14 protein-coding genes are annotated in these 14,927 nt (G+C 71.5%); 6 read left to right on the top strand and 8 right to left on the bottom strand.

Annotation, left to right across the window (positions count from 1 at the left end; all coding sequences use genetic code 11):
* The 4 genes from BLA60_RS29110 to BLA60_RS29095 form a co-directional block, all read right to left on the bottom strand.
* Positions 1 to 1,028, bottom strand: a 1,028-nt coding sequence (locus tag BLA60_RS29110) for a WXG100 family type VII secretion target (protein WP_075136200.1), incomplete at its 3' end; no start/stop codon positions are given.
* Between the two features lie 109 nt (positions 1,029 to 1,137).
* On the bottom strand, positions 1,138 to 1,935 hold the full coding sequence (locus BLA60_RS29105) for an ESX secretion-associated protein EspG (protein WP_075136199.1): 798 nt from the start codon (positions 1,933 to 1,935) through the stop codon (positions 1,138 to 1,140).
* On the bottom strand, positions 1,932 to 3,695 hold the full coding sequence (locus BLA60_RS43715; protein ID WP_075136198.1) for a hypothetical protein: 1,764 nt from the start codon (positions 3,693 to 3,695) through the stop codon (positions 1,932 to 1,934). Before BLA60_RS43715 ends, BLA60_RS29105 begins: the two co-directional genes overlap by 4 nt.
* A 20-nt stretch (positions 3,696 to 3,715) precedes the next feature.
* On the bottom strand, positions 3,716 to 4,849 hold the full coding sequence (locus BLA60_RS29095) for a PPE domain-containing protein (RefSeq protein ID WP_075136197.1): 1,134 nt from the start codon (positions 4,847 to 4,849) through the stop codon (positions 3,716 to 3,718).
* 136 nt (positions 4,850 to 4,985) lie between these two features.
* Here BLA60_RS29095 and BLA60_RS29090 point away from each other — a divergent pair, with 136 nt between their 5' ends.
* From BLA60_RS29090 to BLA60_RS29065, 6 genes are all read left to right on the top strand, one after another.
* A complete protein-coding gene (locus tag BLA60_RS29090) occupies positions 4,986 to 5,666 on the top strand; it encodes a metallophosphoesterase family protein (protein ID WP_075136196.1) in 681 nt (226 codons plus the stop codon).
* Positions 5,656 to 6,501 carry a chromosome partitioning protein ParB gene (locus tag BLA60_RS29085; protein ID WP_075136195.1) on the top strand — a complete coding sequence of 282 codons (846 nt, stop codon included), beginning with the start codon at positions 5,656 to 5,658 and terminating at the stop codon, positions 6,499 to 6,501. Before BLA60_RS29090 ends, BLA60_RS29085 begins: the two co-directional genes overlap by 11 nt.
* Before the next feature lie 107 nt (positions 6,502 to 6,608).
* Positions 6,609 to 7,004 (top strand): peptidase inhibitor family I36 protein, encoded by a 396-nt coding sequence (locus BLA60_RS29080; RefSeq protein WP_075136225.1) that lies wholly within the window; start codon positions 6,609 to 6,611, stop codon positions 7,002 to 7,004.
* Positions 7,005 to 7,096: 92 nt separating this feature from the next.
* Positions 7,097 to 7,846, top strand: coding sequence for a DUF998 domain-containing protein (locus BLA60_RS29075; RefSeq protein ID WP_075136224.1), 750 nt, complete (start codon positions 7,097 to 7,099; stop codon positions 7,844 to 7,846).
* Positions 7,846 to 8,745, top strand: coding sequence for a DMT family transporter (locus tag BLA60_RS29070; RefSeq protein WP_075136194.1), 900 nt, complete (start codon positions 7,846 to 7,848; stop codon positions 8,743 to 8,745). The genes BLA60_RS29075 and BLA60_RS29070 overlap by 1 nt, the downstream gene beginning before the upstream one ends.
* Positions 8,746 to 8,854: 109 nt before the next feature.
* Complete coding sequence (locus tag BLA60_RS29065; protein ID WP_075136193.1) at positions 8,855 to 10,642, top strand: AfsR/SARP family transcriptional regulator; 1,788 nt, start codon at positions 8,855 to 8,857, stop codon at positions 10,640 to 10,642.
* Here the strand turns inward: BLA60_RS29065 and BLA60_RS29060 are convergent.
* From BLA60_RS29060 to BLA60_RS29045, 4 genes are read right to left on the bottom strand one after another with little or no spacing between them, the layout of a single operon-like run.
* Positions 10,630 to 11,817, bottom strand: coding sequence for an ABC transporter ATP-binding protein (locus BLA60_RS29060; RefSeq protein WP_075136192.1), 1,188 nt, complete (start codon positions 11,815 to 11,817; stop codon positions 10,630 to 10,632). The genes BLA60_RS29065 and BLA60_RS29060 overlap by 13 nt on opposite strands.
* 5 nt (positions 11,818 to 11,822) lie before the next feature.
* The gene (locus tag BLA60_RS29055) at positions 11,823 to 12,665 is read right to left on the bottom strand and encodes a carbohydrate ABC transporter permease (RefSeq protein WP_075136191.1); all 843 of its coding nucleotides are present in this window, start codon (positions 12,663 to 12,665) and stop codon (positions 11,823 to 11,825) included.
* Positions 12,665 to 13,585 (bottom strand): carbohydrate ABC transporter permease, encoded by a 921-nt coding sequence (locus tag BLA60_RS29050; RefSeq protein WP_075136190.1) that lies wholly within the window; start codon positions 13,583 to 13,585, stop codon positions 12,665 to 12,667. The genes BLA60_RS29055 and BLA60_RS29050 overlap by 1 nt, the downstream gene beginning before the upstream one ends.
* Positions 13,582 to 14,904: an ABC transporter substrate-binding protein gene (locus tag BLA60_RS29045; RefSeq protein WP_075136189.1), complete on the bottom strand. Its 1,323-nt coding sequence runs from the start codon at positions 14,902 to 14,904 to the stop codon at positions 13,582 to 13,584. Before BLA60_RS29045 ends, BLA60_RS29050 begins: the two co-directional genes overlap by 4 nt.
* Positions 14,905 to 14,927: the final 23 nt, after the last annotated feature.

Below are 14,927 nucleotides of genomic sequence, written 5' to 3'. Positions count from 1 at the left end.
CCGAGCGCGCCGCGCCCGCCGTAGGCACCGCCCCGGCCGCCGGCCCCGACCGGCGCACCCGGCCGGCCGGCGCCCATCGCACCGGGCGGGAACGCGCCGAGACCCGCGCCAGCAGGACCGCCGGTGAAGGAGTTGCCGCCACCGCCACCGCCCGGTCCCAGCCCGGTCAGCGACTGCCACCGGCCCTCCGGCGACCCGGCGAACGAGGGGTCGGTCACCCCGCCCCAGTCCGGTGGCTGCCCTGGCCGCGACGGCCCACCGGGCCCGACACCGGGCGGGGAGACCGCGCCGGGCGGCCGGTCGATCCCGGGGCCCGGGTTGGAGCCCGGCGGAGCGCCGGGGTTGACGCCGTCGGTCGGCAGACCGAAACGCGGGGTGGACTGGTCGATGCCCAGCAGCGCGCCCTCGTAGCGCTGCATGGTCTGCACCGCCTTGCGCTTGAGCTTGCGTTTGCTGCTGCCGAACCCGAACGCGCTGGCGATGCCGCCGAGCACCGCGCCGAACGCGGCCCCGATCGGCCCGCCGACGGCGAACCCGGCTGCCGCGCCGCCCCCGGCGGTGGCCAGCCAGTTGTTCTTCGGCATGCCGGGCATGGTGTCCTGGGCGGAGGTCAGGGCGCCGGCCGCGTCCTGGATCGGCGCGGACATCCGCTGGGCGGTACCGCCGAGTTCGGAGATCCAGGAGACGTTGCCGGTGACCCGGTTCAGCGCGGTGTCCGAGGCGCTGCCCGACCAGTAGTTCATCAGGGTCGTGAGCGAGTGGCGCAGGTTCTCGGACGTGGCGACGATCGACTGCCCGTGCCGGCTCCACTCGCCGGCCAGCGCGTCCAACTGGGCGGGGTTCGCCCGCTCGGCGACCATCCTGATCAGCGGTTCGAGCCCGTAGCCGTTCCAGTTGACGCCGCCGGTGACGTACTGGTCGTGCTCCTCGCGGCGGCGGCGGCGTTCCTGCTCGGCGGCCTGGGCTGCCTGGGCGGCCCGCTCCCTGGCCTCCAGCGCCCGCTGGACGAACTGTTCGAAGGTGCCCACGCCCCAGCTCCCCACGATCATCGAATCCGACGGTCCACGTTATCGGACAGGACTGACCGGAGGGAGAGCCGTCGACGGTGATCGAGGGGAAGTTTCCAGCGGCAAATAATTAGCCGCGTAGCGATCCGGCCATCTGGCGCACCGCGTTGGACAGATCGGCCGGATGCATGGGGTTGACGCTCATCCAGCCGTCGTCCTCGGCCGCGAGGAGCTGGAACCGGCCGCGCTCGGTGTCCAGCCACCGCAGCTCCTCACCGGCGCGGCGCCACTCCTTGGCGTAGCCGCCCCGGGCCGCGAGCCCCAACTGCCCGTTGCCCACCACCGGTTGCAGCTGCCCGACCAGCCGGCGGGCGGTCCGGTCGGTCACCCCGTTCGCGGCGAGCACCCCGTCCCACTCGGCGTCGTCGAGATCGGTCCGGTCGCGCAGGTGCGCGTGCACCCGGCGCAGCGCCTGCGCCGGCAGCGAGAACGGGGCGGTCCTGGCGGGCTCGCGCACCGGGATCATCGCCAGGAGCTCGTCCACGGCGTCGTCGAGCGTGAACTCGGCGAGGTGCACCGCGCGGTCGCCGGTGAGGGCCTGGGTGACCAGCACCGCGATGTCCCGCCGGGCCAGCATCACCGCCCCGTACGCGTCGGAGCCGGAGGTGAGCAGCAGATCCAGCACGTACACGCTGTCCTGCAACAGGTACGCGAACGCCTCGGCGACCCCCAGCGGACCGCGCTCGTCGGCGAGCCCCCGGGCGGCGAGCTGCTCACCGGCGTCGCGCAACACCGCCCGCCGCTCGGCGACGGTGGTGCCGAAACTGGGGATACGCAAGGGATACGGCGGCGCCGAGTCGGCGGCCGAGCACAGCAGGTCGACCTCGGCCAGGCTGACCGCGACCGCGGCCCTGGTGTTGACGATCATCGCGGCGAGGGCGTCGGGAACAGGGTGCCGGTCACGGAACCGGTGAGATCACCGGAGATGTTCCCGTGCCCGTCGGAATCCCCGAAGTCCCCGAAGTCACCGGTTTCCCCGGAGCCGCCGGAATCGCCGGTGCCGCCGGAGTCTCCGGCCAGGATCGCCACGCCGGGATCGCCACCATTGCCGCTGCCGTTGCCGCTGGTGCCGTCACCGGCCCTCTCACCGGAGCCGTCCCCTGCCCGATCGCCGGAGCCGCCCCGGTCATTGCCGGGGCCGTCGTCGCCGGCCTTCTCACCGGGACCGCTGCCATCGCCGCCGCGGTCACCACTGCCACCGGCTTGTTCACCGGAGCCGCTACCGTCACCGGCCTTCTCACCGGAGCCGTCGCCGGCCCCATCGCCGGAGCCGCCACCGTCACCAGTTCGGTCACCTGAGCCGCCGCCGTTGTCACCGGAGCCAGCACCATCACCGGCTTGGTCACCGTCGGAGCCACCGGGGCCACCACCGGGGCCGCCGTCGCCATCGCCATCGCCGGAGCCATCGCCGGAGCCGTCACCGGCGTGGTCGTCGCCACCCCCGGAGTCGCTGCCGGGCTGACCACCGTTGCCGCCACCGGCCTGGTCCCCACCACCGCCGGAACCGCTCTGGCCGTCCTCGCTGTCGTCGCCGCTGTCACCGTCGCCGCTGTCACCGTCGCCGCCGAAGCCGCCGTCGTCCTCGTCACCGAAGCCGCTGTCGTCGCCGTCGCCGTCGCCGTCGAGGCCGTCGCCGATGGCACCGCCGACACCGTCGTCGTCGCCGGACTCGTCGCCGGACTCGTCATCGCCGTACTCGTCGTCGCTGCCGGAGTCGTCGTCGTCATCGTCGTCGTAGTCGTCGTCGTCATCGTCGTCGTGGTCGTGGTGGTGGTCGCCGTAGCTGCCGTAGTCCTTGTACGGGTTGTCGTCCTCGCCGTAACCGTTGGGACCACTGTTGGTCAGGTCGGCGACGACGTCACCGAGCACCCCGGCGACGTCGGGCACGATGCCGTCGTAGGAGGCGCGCGCCTGTTCGTCCATCTCCTCGTAGGAGCGTGCCGCGGCCTCGGCGCTGGCGACGAAGTCCTGCATCCGCCGCATGGCCTCGTCGAGCATCGACCGCAGCCCGACCGTCGAGTTGAGACGGTCGTCGAACTTCTTGGACAGCTGCTGGCCGACCGGGCTGGTGCCCAGCTGCGGGGTCAGCTCGACCCCCTGCATCCGCTCCACCTTCAACCGCACGGAGTCCAAAAAGGACCGGGCGCGGATGACCGCGTCGCCGAACTCCTTGACCTTGTGCGGATCGATCGCCCACCCGTAGTTCGGCGACGCCACCGTCTCGGGCATCTCGGCCGGTGGCGGCGCGGCCTCGGGCACCGGGGCCACCGTCGGCTCCGGCGGCGGTTCGGGAGCCGGCCCGGCCTCCGGCATCGGCGGCGGCGCCTCAGCCACCGGCGGCGCCACGGCCACCGGCGGCGCCACGACCACCGCGTCGTCGGGCGAGCCGCCCGGCACCGCCTCGGGCATCGGCGGCGGGGCCGCCGGGATCTCCGGAACCTCGGACACCTCCGCGACACCGGTCAGGCCGGCGTCGCCACCCGGGTCACCGGCCACACCGTCGTGCCGTAACCGCAGCACCGCCGAGTCGGCGGCCGCCCGGAACGCCGAGGCGTCGGCGTCCACGACCGTCGACGACGCCTCGGCCCCGGGCATCGGCGACGGCGAGAACACCTGCTCCTGCTCCATCTCCGCTTCCCCTCAGTGCGTCAGAGTCCGATGACCGGCGGTGACGCCTTCTGTCCCGTGTCGAACGGATCGTCGGCGTCGAACGGAAACCGTCTGCGGTGCGGCTGCGTCGCGGCGCCACCCATCCCGGCGCCGGCCATCGGCGCGCCACCCATCGGCCCGCCGATGGGCATCCCGCCGGGGCCACCGCCACCGCCGATCACCGCGCCCGACGGTCCCGTCGGCAGACCACCACGCGCGGCCATCCCCAGTTCGGGACGTCCGCCGGATCCCTGCCCGGTCCGCGCGCCGACCGCGCCGGCTCCGATCGCCCCGACGCCGAACCCGCCGGCGCCGCCACCGAGGCTGCGGCCGGTGAACGGGTCGATGCCGCCACCGCCGTACCCGCTGCCGCCGGAGTAGGGCGACCCGCCGCCCTCGCCGGTCATGCCGGTGAGGATCTGCCAGCGCAGGTCGACCCCGGCGGTCGAGGTGACCGTGCTGATCCAGATCGCCTCGCCGGGGTCGACGACGTTGCCGGCGAAGTCGGGGTCGGGCCGCAGTTCGCTGTCCGGCCCGAGGAACCTCGGCGTGGTGCGGTCGATGCCCAGCGCCGCCTCCTCGAAGCGCTGCATGGTCTCCACCGCGACCCGCTTCGCCTCGGCCTGTTCGGCCTGGACGGCGAACCCGCTGGTCGAGCCCTCGGCGGTGGCGCCGACGGCGGCACCGAGCGGGCTGCGGGTCAACGCCTGCATGTCGGCGGCCGCGTCCGGCGCCGCACCGGGTACGACCTCGGGCGGGGCCGGTGGCACCGGCGGCATCGTCGCCTGCGCGGCCTTGAGCGCGCCGGCCGCGTCGTCGATCGGGCCGCCCATCTCGCGGGCGGTCGTGCCCAGGTCGGAGACCCACTGGGCGTTGAGCGCGACGACGTTGCGCGCCTTGTCCGCCGAGGCACCGGTCCAGTAGTTCATCAGGTCGTCCAGCGCTCTGCCCAGGTAGTCAGCGGCGTCGACGACGCCGTCGCCGGTGGCACGCCAGTCCTGGGCGAGACCCTCGAGCTGTGCCGGGTCCGCCTGTTCGGCCACCATCGCCACGAGTTCGGCGAGCGTGAAGCCCGCCCAGTTGACGCCACCGCTGACGTAGTAGTCGCTGGAGTCGCTCGCTTGGCCCACCATTCGTGTCCGCGCTCCCTCTGGATCCCCGACAGTGTTTCTGAGGGTAATCACTGCCCGCGCGGAGAGCACTAGTACGGGTACACCTTGCGTGTATGCGCTTGCATCCGCACATTTCCCGGAGTCGTACCCTGGCGGTGTGGCCAGGGTGCTCACCGTCTCCGACGAGGTGGTCGACTCCTTGTGGACCGACTGGCTCCACAAGCGGGCGGGCGACGTCGACCTGGTACTCGCCGCCGGTGACCTGCCCTTCGACTACCTCGAGCACCTCGCCGACGCGCTGGACCGGCCGTGCGTGCTGGTCCCAGGCAACCACGACGCCGACCTGTCCGGCTACTCCCGCTCACGCGGCCTGTCGCTGCGCGACGGCCTGCCGGCCGCCGACCCCGGCCCCGCCGGCTGGGTGAACGCCGACGGCCGGGTGGTGGACGTCGCCGGGGTGCGGATCGCCGGCCTTGGCGGCTCGATCCGGTACAACGACGGCCCCAACCAGTGGACCGAGCGCCAGCAGGCCCGCCGCGCCGGACGGGTGACCAGGGCCGCCGCCCGCCGCCGGTGGCGCGACGGTCGGCGGGTGGACGTGTTGCTCACCCACTCGCCGCCGCGCGACCTCGGCGACCGCGAGGACCCCGCCCACCGGGGCTTCGTCTGTCTGCGGACCGCCGTGGAGAAGCTGCGCCCGGCGCTGATGGTGCACGGGCACATCCACCCGCACGGCCAGCCGGTGCCCGACCGGGAACTCGGCGACACTCGGATCGTGAACACCGTCGGGCACCGCCTCCTCGAGGTGCCCGCACCGGGAGGCACCGATGAACCGTGACACGGGTTTTCCCGCCGCGGACGCGGAGAACGACTTCCTGCGGGCCCGCCGGCGGCAGGTGATGTCGAAGCTGGCGGCGTGGATGCGCCGCGCGCCCGACGACGTGAACATCATGCTGCCCTTCGACGAGGTGGTGGCCGCGCTCGGCCGGGCGGGCGAGCGGCGGCTGGGTCTGCGGGTGATCCGGCTGGACTCGATCGTGGGCAGCGTGGACCGGGATCGCGAGTTCGACCGCCGGTTCCGGCCGACCTCGGGACAGGTCAGGGAACGCTGGCAGCGGCTGGCACTGGCCCAGCGACGCGGCGAGTCAGTACCCCCGATCGAGGTCTACCGGATCGGGGACATGCATTTCGTCCTTGATGGACACCACCGGGTCTCGGTCGCCCACGCTCTTGGCCTGGCGACGATCGACGCCTATGTCACCGAAGTCCTCACCAGGCTGTCCCCGGAAGGCGTCCGCTATCGAGGTGACCTGCTGGTCAAGGACTACCGGCGGATCTTTCTCGACCGCGTCCCGCTGACCGGCGACGCTCGCCGGTCGATCGTGCTCACCGATCCGGAGGATTACGGCGAACTCGCGGAGGCCATCGAGGCGTGGGGCTTTCGTCTCATGCAGGACGAGGGCCAATTCCTCGATCGGGTGACAGTTGCCCACCGTTGGTATGACGAGGAGTTCCAGCCAGTGATCCGCCTGCTGCGCGAGGCGGAACTGGTCGACGAGCAGACCGAGGCGCGGGCCTACATGTCGGTGGCGTGCGAACGGTACCGGCTGATCCGCAGCCACCGGTGGGACGACGAGGTCATCGGCGCCATCCAGCGCAACAAACGCCGCTGACCAGGCACGCGCGGCCTGTGGACAACTTTTTGGCGTTCTCCCCCACCCACGACATGCTCGACACCAGCGACCACACCGGCCGCCACGTCACCGAAGGAGCATGTCCGATGAACACCACCGTCATCCGTCTGGCCACCATCTGCGCCACCGCCTGCGCCACCGTGGCCACCACCATGGCCACGGCCGCCCTGGCCGCGCCGGCCGTCGCCGCGGCACGCGAGGCGGACCCGTGCGAACGCGGCGAGTTCTGCCTGTGGTCCGAAGAGGACTACTCCGGTGATGTTCACCGAATAGCACTGGCGAACGCCAATCCCGAGGAGTGCCTACCGCTGCCCGGCGCGCTCGAGGCGCGCTCGTTCGTCAATCGAACGTCCAGACCGGTCACCGTCTACCAGGCACGCGACTGCGCCACCGAGGGCGAGTTCGCCACCTATCCCGGCGGCGGCACCTTCGTGCCGGCCGCGCCGTACGTGGTCACGGGGGTGCAGATCTGGAACGGCTAGAGCGGGACTGAGGCGGTTCTCAGGTCCGGTACGGGAATCTGTTCGTGGCTACGCACGTTGATCGTAGGTAGGCACGACCAGCGGGGGGAGTGGTGGACGGGGGAACGCGGGTACCCAGAACCAGGCGCGGACCGTGGCTGGGTGGGCTGCTGGCGCTCTCGGCCGGGTTGTCGCTGCTCTCGCTCGTGGCGATGGTCCGCTCCCTGGCGACGATGACCTACCTGAACATCCAGTTCGCCAGCGAGGTCGACCCGTTCTCCCGCGCGGTCAGCTACTACGTCTTCTACGGTGACGGCCGCGAGGAGTTCGCCACCTCGGTGATCGTGCTGGCGGCCGGCACCGTGCTGATGCTCGTCGGCCTGCGCGCGGTCGGCATCCGGCTCGGCGGGGCGGCCACGGCACTGTTCGGGGTCTGGTGCACCAGCCTCACCCTGTGCGCGATCTTCCCGACCGACAACGGCAAGTCCATCGTCAGCACCTCCGGGGTGATCCACCAGGTGGCCGGGGCGTCACTGTTCGTGAGCCTGCCCCTGGCGGGCCTCACCCTGGCCAGGCGCCTGGCCGGCGACCCCCGGTGGCAGCGCACCGCCCGGGTGGTCCGCCGGCTGGCGATGGTGGCGATGGGCCTGGCAGCCGGGTATCTGGCGTGCCGGCTGCCGGACGTCTTCCCCAGCCTGGCGATCCCTGGTGTGCTGGACGGGCGGGGTGTCTCCGGTCTCGTTCAGCGTGCGCTGTTCGGACTTGAGATGCTGATATTGATGGCGCTCGCGGTGCGCCTGCTGCGGGTGGCCGTCAGCTCCGCTCGGGAGAGCCGGCAGCCAGCGAGAGTCGAGGCCACCTGATGATTGCGCTCGCCATCACGTTCGCCGTGCTCGGCGCGTTGTGCAGCGCGATCGGCGCCCAACTCCAACACCAGGGCGTCCGCAGCGAGACGCGGGACAAGGACCTCGGCCTGCGCGGCATCGGCCGCCTGGTCCACAACCGCAAATGGCTACTGGGCGTGGCCGTCCTCACCGCCTGCGCCATCATGCAGATCCTGGCCCTCGCCCTGGCCCCGGTCACCATCGTCGCCCCGATCGTGGTCCTGGCACTACCCGCGGTGGCCATCCTCAACGCGCGGGCGTCCGGCCTGCGCCTGGACAGGGCCGCGATCATCGCCATCCTCGCCAGCACCATCGGCGTCTCGGTGTTCGTGGCCCTGGCGTCGGTCAGCGCGACTCCCACCCACTTCCCCGACGCCGGCATCCTCCTGGCCTGCGAACTGGTCGGCGCGGCCGTCGTCCTGTTCGGTGTCATCGGCGCCCTCCGCGAAGGCATCACCCGCTGCGTCGTCCTGGCGACCGGCGCCGGCGCCGCCTACGGCCTGGTCTCCATCCTGGTCCGCGACGTCACCTACACGTTCCAGACCGCCGGTCTGGCCGGCGTGTCCGCCATCTCGGCGACCGCGCTGGTGGTGGCCTTCGCCGTCGGGTCGTGGTACATCCAGCTGGCGTACGCGAGCGGCCCGCCGGACGTGGTGGTGGGCTGCCAGACGGTCCTGAGCCCCATGGTCGCCACGGCCATCGCCATCGGCCTGCTGGACGAGACGGCCGACGCCGGCGGCCTCACCGGAATCGGTCTGGTCGCTGGGGCCCTCACGGCGATCGTCGGCGTCGTGCTGTTGGCACGACACCATCCCGACGCGACGTCGCGTGCCACGCCGCATTCGGCTGAACGCCGTCTTTTCCGTGCACGTGCCTGAGTCTGACCGGCGTTGGTGGGGTGTCGCGGGTTTCGGTGTGGGCGCTGTGGGATGAGGTGGGCGACCCCGCGGGGGTACGGTTCCGACCGGACGTCCGAGAGGAGCGACGGTGGACTTCCGGATCCTCGGCCCGGTCGAGGTGTGGCACGCCGGCACCGCCGTCCCCGTGACCGCCCCCATGCAGCGCGCCGTTCTCGCGACGCTGCTCGTTCGGCCAGGGGAAACCGTCTCCGTCGACTCCATCGTTGATCAGCTCTGGGGGCCGCAGCCGCCGCACACCGCTCACGTGACCATCCGCAACTACGTCCAGCGGGTGCGGCGGGCACTGCCCGAACAGGTTCTGGACACCGTCGCCCCGGGGTACCGGCTCTCGATCCAGCCGGATCAGGTGGACGCCGTTCGGTTCGCCGCGTTGGTGGAGCAGGCGCGGACGGTGGGCTCGCCGAATCCGGTGCGGGCGGCGCAGCTGTTCGACGAGGCCCTGCGGCTGTGGCGGGGCACTCCGCTGGCCGACCTCGGTGACGTCCCGATGCGGCTCGTCCACGGGCCACGGCTGGAGGAGCTGTATCTCGGCGCGCTGGAGGAGAGCTTCGAGGTTCGGCTGCGGCTGGGCTGGCACGCCCGGCTCATCCCCGAGCTGACCGCCCTCACCGGCACCTATCCGCTGCGTGAACGGCTCTGCCGGCAGCTGATGATCTCCCTCTACCGCGCCCGCCGCCCCACCGAGGCGCTCGCCCACTACCAGCGCATCCGCGAACGGATGGTCGCCGAGCTGGGCGTCGAACCGGGGCCGGAGCTACGCCGGCTGCACGAGTCGATCCTGCGGGAGGACCTCACCCAGTCCGTCCCCTTCGTGCGGATCAACGCGCCGGCCCCGGCCGACCCGCCGCCCGCCGAGCCACCGCCGCCGATCGCGACGTTCACCGGGCGGGTCGCCGAACTCGCCGAGCTGCGGGAGCGCTGCGCCGGCCCGGGGCCGGTGGTGTGTTTCGTGCACGGGTCCGCCGGGGTCGGGAAGTCCACGCTCGCCGCCCAGTTCGCCAGCCAGCAGCGCGACCGCTACCCGGACGGCATCCGCTACGTCGACCTCACCGGCAACCGGCCGGACACCCCGCCGGCCAGCCCCGCCTCGGTGCTCACGGCGCTGCTCGGTGGGCCGTCGCCGGTCGAGCAGGGCGCAGCACGCTGGACCCGCGCCCGCGGCACCCTCGACCCACACCACGACACCACCGGGGACGTCCGCGCCTACCGGGCCCGGCTGCGGGGACGGCGCGTGCTCGTCGTCCTGGACAACGCGACCAACGCCTCACAGGTACTGCCGGTGATCCCGGACGAGCCTGGCTGCGCGGCCATCGTCACCAGCCGGCGGCCCATCGCCGGGCCGGACGGGACCGTGCACGTGCACGTCGATCCGCTGTCCACCGCCGACACCGTCGCGTTGCTCGGCCGGATCGTCGGGCCGCGCAAGGTCGACGCCGAACCGCGGGCCGCCACCGAGATCGCCGAGCTGTGTGCCAACAACCCGCTCGCGCTGCGCGTGGTCGCCACGCGGGCCGCCGCCCGGCCGCACTGGCCGCTGCGCGCGTGGGTCGAACGGCTCGCCGACCCGGACAACCGGCTCACCGACCTCGCCGAGGTCCTCACCAGTCTGCGGGTCTCGGTCGACCAGCTCGCCGGCAGCGGCAAGGACACCGAGCGGGCCGCCGCCGCGCTGCTCGGCCGGCTGCACGAGGCCGACGAGCTGACCCCGGCGGCCCTCGCCCTGGCCACCGGCTGGCCGCGGCCGCTGGTCGGCGAGGCCCTCGAGGAACTCGTCGACGCCCAGCTGCTGTACAGCCTCACCCCGGGCAGCTACGCCCTCTACGGCCTCACGACCCTGCTCGGCTACCCCGCGTAGGTCAGGTTCCGGCCCGTCGACGGGTCGAACACCTGCACCTTGTCCGCGTCGAACCACACGTCCAGCGGTTCGCCCTCCCGCGCGTGCGAGGTCACCGACAGGCGGGTGACCAGCTGCGAACCCGGCGTCGCGCCCGTGTCGGCGGTCCCCGAGTCGGCCGCCAGCTCGTCGAGTTCGGCCGAGGCCGCCGTCTCGCCCTCGACGGTGAAGTACGCGTACTTGTCCGAGCCCATCGACTCCAGCACGTCGACCGTCGCGGTGAACGTGCTGCCGGACCGGGCCGCGTGGTCGGCGTCCATCAGCGCCACGTCCTCGAAGTGCTCCGGGCGGATACCGGCGATCACCTCCCGGGGCGCGCCGGCCGCCTCGACCAGCCGGCGCACCCGGTCGGACAACGTCACCGGGCCCAGGGCGGTCATCAGCTCGCCCTCCCCCAGGGTGCCGGGCAGGAAGTTCATCGACGGCGAGCCGATGAACCCGGCGACGAACAGGTTCGCCGGGTTGTCGTAGAGGAACTGCGGCGAGCCGATCTGCTGCACCTTCCCGCTGCGCAGCACCACCACCCGGTCGCCGAGGGTCATCGCCTCGGTCTGGTCGTGGGTGACGTAGACGGTCGTCGTCGCCAGTTGTTTCTGCAGCTTGGACACCGAGGTGCGCATCTGCACCCGCAGCTTGGCGTCCAAGTTGGACAGTGGCTCGTCCATGAGGAACGCCTTGGGGTTGCGCACGATCGCCCGGCCCATCGCCACCCGCTGACGCTGTCCGCCGGACAGGTTCGCCGGCTTGCGGTCCAGGTGCTGGGTCAGGTCCAGGATCCGCGCCGCCTCGTCCACCTTCCGCCGCACCGTCGCGTCGTCCACCTTGGCCAGTCGCAGCGGGAACGCCATGTTCTCCCGCACGCTCATGTGCGGGTAGAGCGCGTAGGACTGGAACACCATCGCGATGTCGCGGTCCTTGGGCGCCTTCTCGTTCACCCGCTCGCCGTCGATGCGCAGCTCGCCGGCGGAGATGTCCTCCAGGCCGGCGATCATGTTCAGCATCGTGGACTTCCCGCAGCCCGACGGGCCGACCAGGATGATGAACTCGCCGTCGGCGATCGTGATGTCCGCCTCGGACACCGCCAGCGCACCGTCCGGGTACCGCTTGGAAACCTTGTCGAGGACGATCTCAGCCATATCCCTCAGCCCTTCACGGCACCGGACGTCAGCCCCGCGACGATGCGGCGCTGGAAGAACAACACGAACACGATGATCGGGATGGTGATGACCACGGCGGCCGCGGAGATCGATCCGGTCGGCGCCTCGAACTGCGAGGCCCCGGTGAAGAACGACAGCGCGGCCGGCACCGTGCGCGACCTCTCGGTCGAGGTCAGCGAGATGGCGAACAGGAAGTCGTTCCAGCAGAAGATGAACACCAGGATCGCCGTGGTGAACACGCCCGGCGCGGCCAGCGGCGCGATGACCCTGCGGAACGCCTGCGCCGGCGTCGCACCGTCCATCTTGGCCGCCTTCTCCAGCTCCCACGGGATCTCCCGGAAGAACGCGGACAGCGTGTAGATCGCCAGCGGCAACGCGAAGGTGATGTAGGGCAGGATCAGGCCGGGCCAGGTGTCGAACAGCCCGAGCTGGCGTTCCATCTCGAACAGCGGCGAGACCAGCGACACCTGCGGGAACATCGCGATCAGCAGCGAGACGCCGACCAGCGCCCGCTTGCCGGGGAAGTCCAGCCGGGCGATCGCGTAGGCGGCCATCATGCCCAGCACCACGGCGATCACCGTGGAGATCAGCGCGATGCCGATCGAGTTGACCAGCGCCCGGACGAACTCGTTGGTGGCGAAGATGTCCTTGTAGTTCTGCCAGGTCCACTCGCTGGGGAAGAAGTTCCGGTCGGTCTGGCTCGCGGCCGTCTTGAACGACAGCGACACCGTCCACAGCACCGGGATCAGCGCGTAGGCCACGATCAGGAGGTCGACGAAGGTCCACCGCGCCTTGCGGCCGGCGGTACTGCCACCGATGACGGCCATCAGCGCTTCCCCCCTGGGTCGTTGCCGGGCGCGGAGGCACCGAAGAGCTTGACGAACACGAACGCGATGATCGCCACCGCGACGAAGATCAGCACCGACATCGTCGAGCCGATCCCCAGGTTCAGGCCCCTGATCAGGTTGTTGTAGGTCTGCATGGACACCGAGGAGGTGTCGTTGGCGCCCTTGGTGAGGATGAAGATGTTGTCGAAGATCCGGAACGCGTCCAGCGTGCGGAACAGCAGCGCCACCAGGATCGCCGGCTTCATCACCGGCAGCATCACCCTGGTGAACCGCTGCCAGGCGTTCGCGCCGTCCATCGACGCGGCCCGCAGCAGGTCGTCGGGCACCAGCGCGAGCCCGGCCATCAGCAGCAGCGCCATGAACGGCGTCGTCTTCCACACCTCGGCCAGGATGATGATCAGCAGCGACGGGATCCGCTGGGTCAGCGGCGCCTCGGCGCCGAACAGCGCCGCCAGGTAGCCGGTGTCGGAGTTCCAGGCGTAGAACCAGGAGAACGCGGCCACCACGGTCACGATCCCGTACGGGATCAGCGTGACCGTGCGGACCAGGCCCCGGCCGACCAGCGTGCGGTGCATCGCCAACGCCAGCAGCATGCCCAGCACCAGCTCGATCACCACCGACACCACCGTGATGACCGTGGTGACGCCGAACGCGGTCCACCAGTAGCCGTTGGACAGCACCGCCGCGTAGTTGGCCAACCCGACGAACTGGCGGTCGTCCGGGAACCGCAGGTCGTAGCGCTGCAACGAGAGCCACACCGAGTAGATGATCGGCCAGGCGGTGACCGCCAGCATCACGATCGCGGCCGGCGCGCACAGCAGCCAGCCCAGCCGCCGCTCGGCCCGCTTGCCCTCCGAGAGCACCGGCTTGGTGCTCGGCCTGTCCAGGACGTGGCTCACGGCAGCACCCCCTTGGACTCCAGCGCCTGCGCCAGGCCCTCACGCAGTTCCTGGGCGGTGGCCGGCGGATCGATGTCGGCCGGCGGGGAGAGCACCTTCGCGGTGATCGTCGACAGGTTCTGGTAGACGACGGTCAGCGGCCGCACCGAGGCGTCCCGCAGCGACTCCAGGATCACCTCCCGCATCGGGTACGCGGTCGCCATGCTCGGGTTGTTCGCCGGATCGACCGCCTGGGTCGGGTCAAGCGGCCGGTCGTCGGTGTAGACCGACTCGATCGTCGGCGGCACGCCGTCGCGGATGGCGGAGAACTTCTGCGAGGCGGCGCCGCGCAGGCACAGCGCCGCCTCGAACGACTCGTCCTTGTGGTTGGAGTACGCGCTGACCGCCAGGTTGTAGCCGCCGACGGTCACCCTGGCCGGCCCGTCGACACCGGGGTAGCGCGCCCAGGCGAGGTTCTTGGCCCGCTCGGGGTTGGCGGTCTGCATGGCGGCGTAGACGTAGGGCCAGTTCAGCTCGAACGCCGAGTTGCTGTCCGGGGCCTCGAAGGCCTGCTGGACCTGCTGTTCCTGGGCGTTGGTCAGCGACGGGTCGGTGACCCCGGCGGTGGCGACCTCCTTGAGGATCTCCAGCGCCTCGACCGCGCCCTCGTCCATGACGACCTTGGTGCCCTCGTCGTTGAGGATGTGCCCGCCGGCGGAGGCGACCAGCGTGTTGTAGGTGACCACCAGGCCCTCGTACTGGGCACCGGTGAACAGGATCTCGTAGGGCTGGCCGCGTTTCTTGAGGTCCCTGGCGGTGTCGATCATCTCGCGCCAGGTCGTCGGCGGGCGCGGGGTGATCCGCTTGTCGTACCAGAGGAGCTGGACGTTGGTGTTCTTCGTCGCCGCGTACAGCCTGTCGTTCCAGCTCGCGGTCCGCAGCGGGATCGCGAGCACGCCGGCGGTGGCGTCGGCCTTGCGCTGGCCGGTCCACTCCTCCAGCCACCTCGCCTCGGCGAACTCGGGCACCCAGGTGACGTCCAGCCCCAGGATGTCCAGGTCGGTGTCGCCGGCGGCGAGCCGGCGGACCATCTGTTCACGCTGCCCGTCGGCGTCGCGCGGGAGTTTCTGGTAGACGATCTCGTAGCGCCCGTTCGCCTGCTCGTTGCAGGTGTCGATGACGCTCTGGAAGTTCTCCTCGGGCGCGTAGTACACGTTGATCTGCTTGCCGGTCTCGGACCCGCAGGCCGCGACGGCCGGCGCGGTGAGCAGCGCGGCGCAGGCAGCGGCGGCGACCCGCCACCGCACCACGCCCCGGCCACCCGTCCGGGTACTGCCCATCAGACTCCCGCCTTCCTCCCTCG

This window comes from Actinophytocola xinjiangensis, from assembly GCF_001921215.1.
GTDB lineage: Bacteria > Actinomycetota > Actinomycetes > Mycobacteriales > Pseudonocardiaceae > Actinophytocola > Actinophytocola xinjiangensis.
Note: the sequence above shows the minus strand (reverse complement) of the source record. Positions and strands in the feature narration are given on the sequence as shown.

Coding starts and splice junctions, on each gene's coding strand:
- BLA60_RS43715 (WP_075136198.1), bottom strand. CDS start 3,695: ATGGAGCAGGAGCAGGTGTTCTCGCCGTCGCCGATGCCCGGGGCCGAG.
- BLA60_RS29080 (WP_075136225.1), top strand. CDS start 6,609: ATGAACACCACCGTCATCCGTCTGGCCACCATCTGCGCCACCGCCTGC.
- BLA60_RS29045 (WP_075136189.1), bottom strand. CDS start 14,904: ATGGGCAGTACCCGGACGGGTGGCCGGGGCGTGGTGCGGTGGCGGGTC.
- BLA60_RS29060 (WP_075136192.1), bottom strand. CDS start 11,817: ATGGCTGAGATCGTCCTCGACAAGGTTTCCAAGCGGTACCCGGACGGT.
- BLA60_RS29105 (WP_075136199.1), bottom strand. CDS start 1,935: ATGATCGTCAACACCAGGGCCGCGGTCGCGGTCAGCCTGGCCGAGGTC.
- BLA60_RS29085 (WP_075136195.1), top strand. CDS start 5,656: ATGAACCGTGACACGGGTTTTCCCGCCGCGGACGCGGAGAACGACTTC.
- BLA60_RS29070 (WP_075136194.1), top strand. CDS start 7,846: ATGATTGCGCTCGCCATCACGTTCGCCGTGCTCGGCGCGTTGTGCAGC.
- BLA60_RS29055 (WP_075136191.1), bottom strand. CDS start 12,665: ATGGCCGTCATCGGTGGCAGTACCGCCGGCCGCAAGGCGCGGTGGACC.
- BLA60_RS29095 (WP_075136197.1), bottom strand. CDS start 4,849: ATGGTGGGCCAAGCGAGCGACTCCAGCGACTACTACGTCAGCGGTGGC.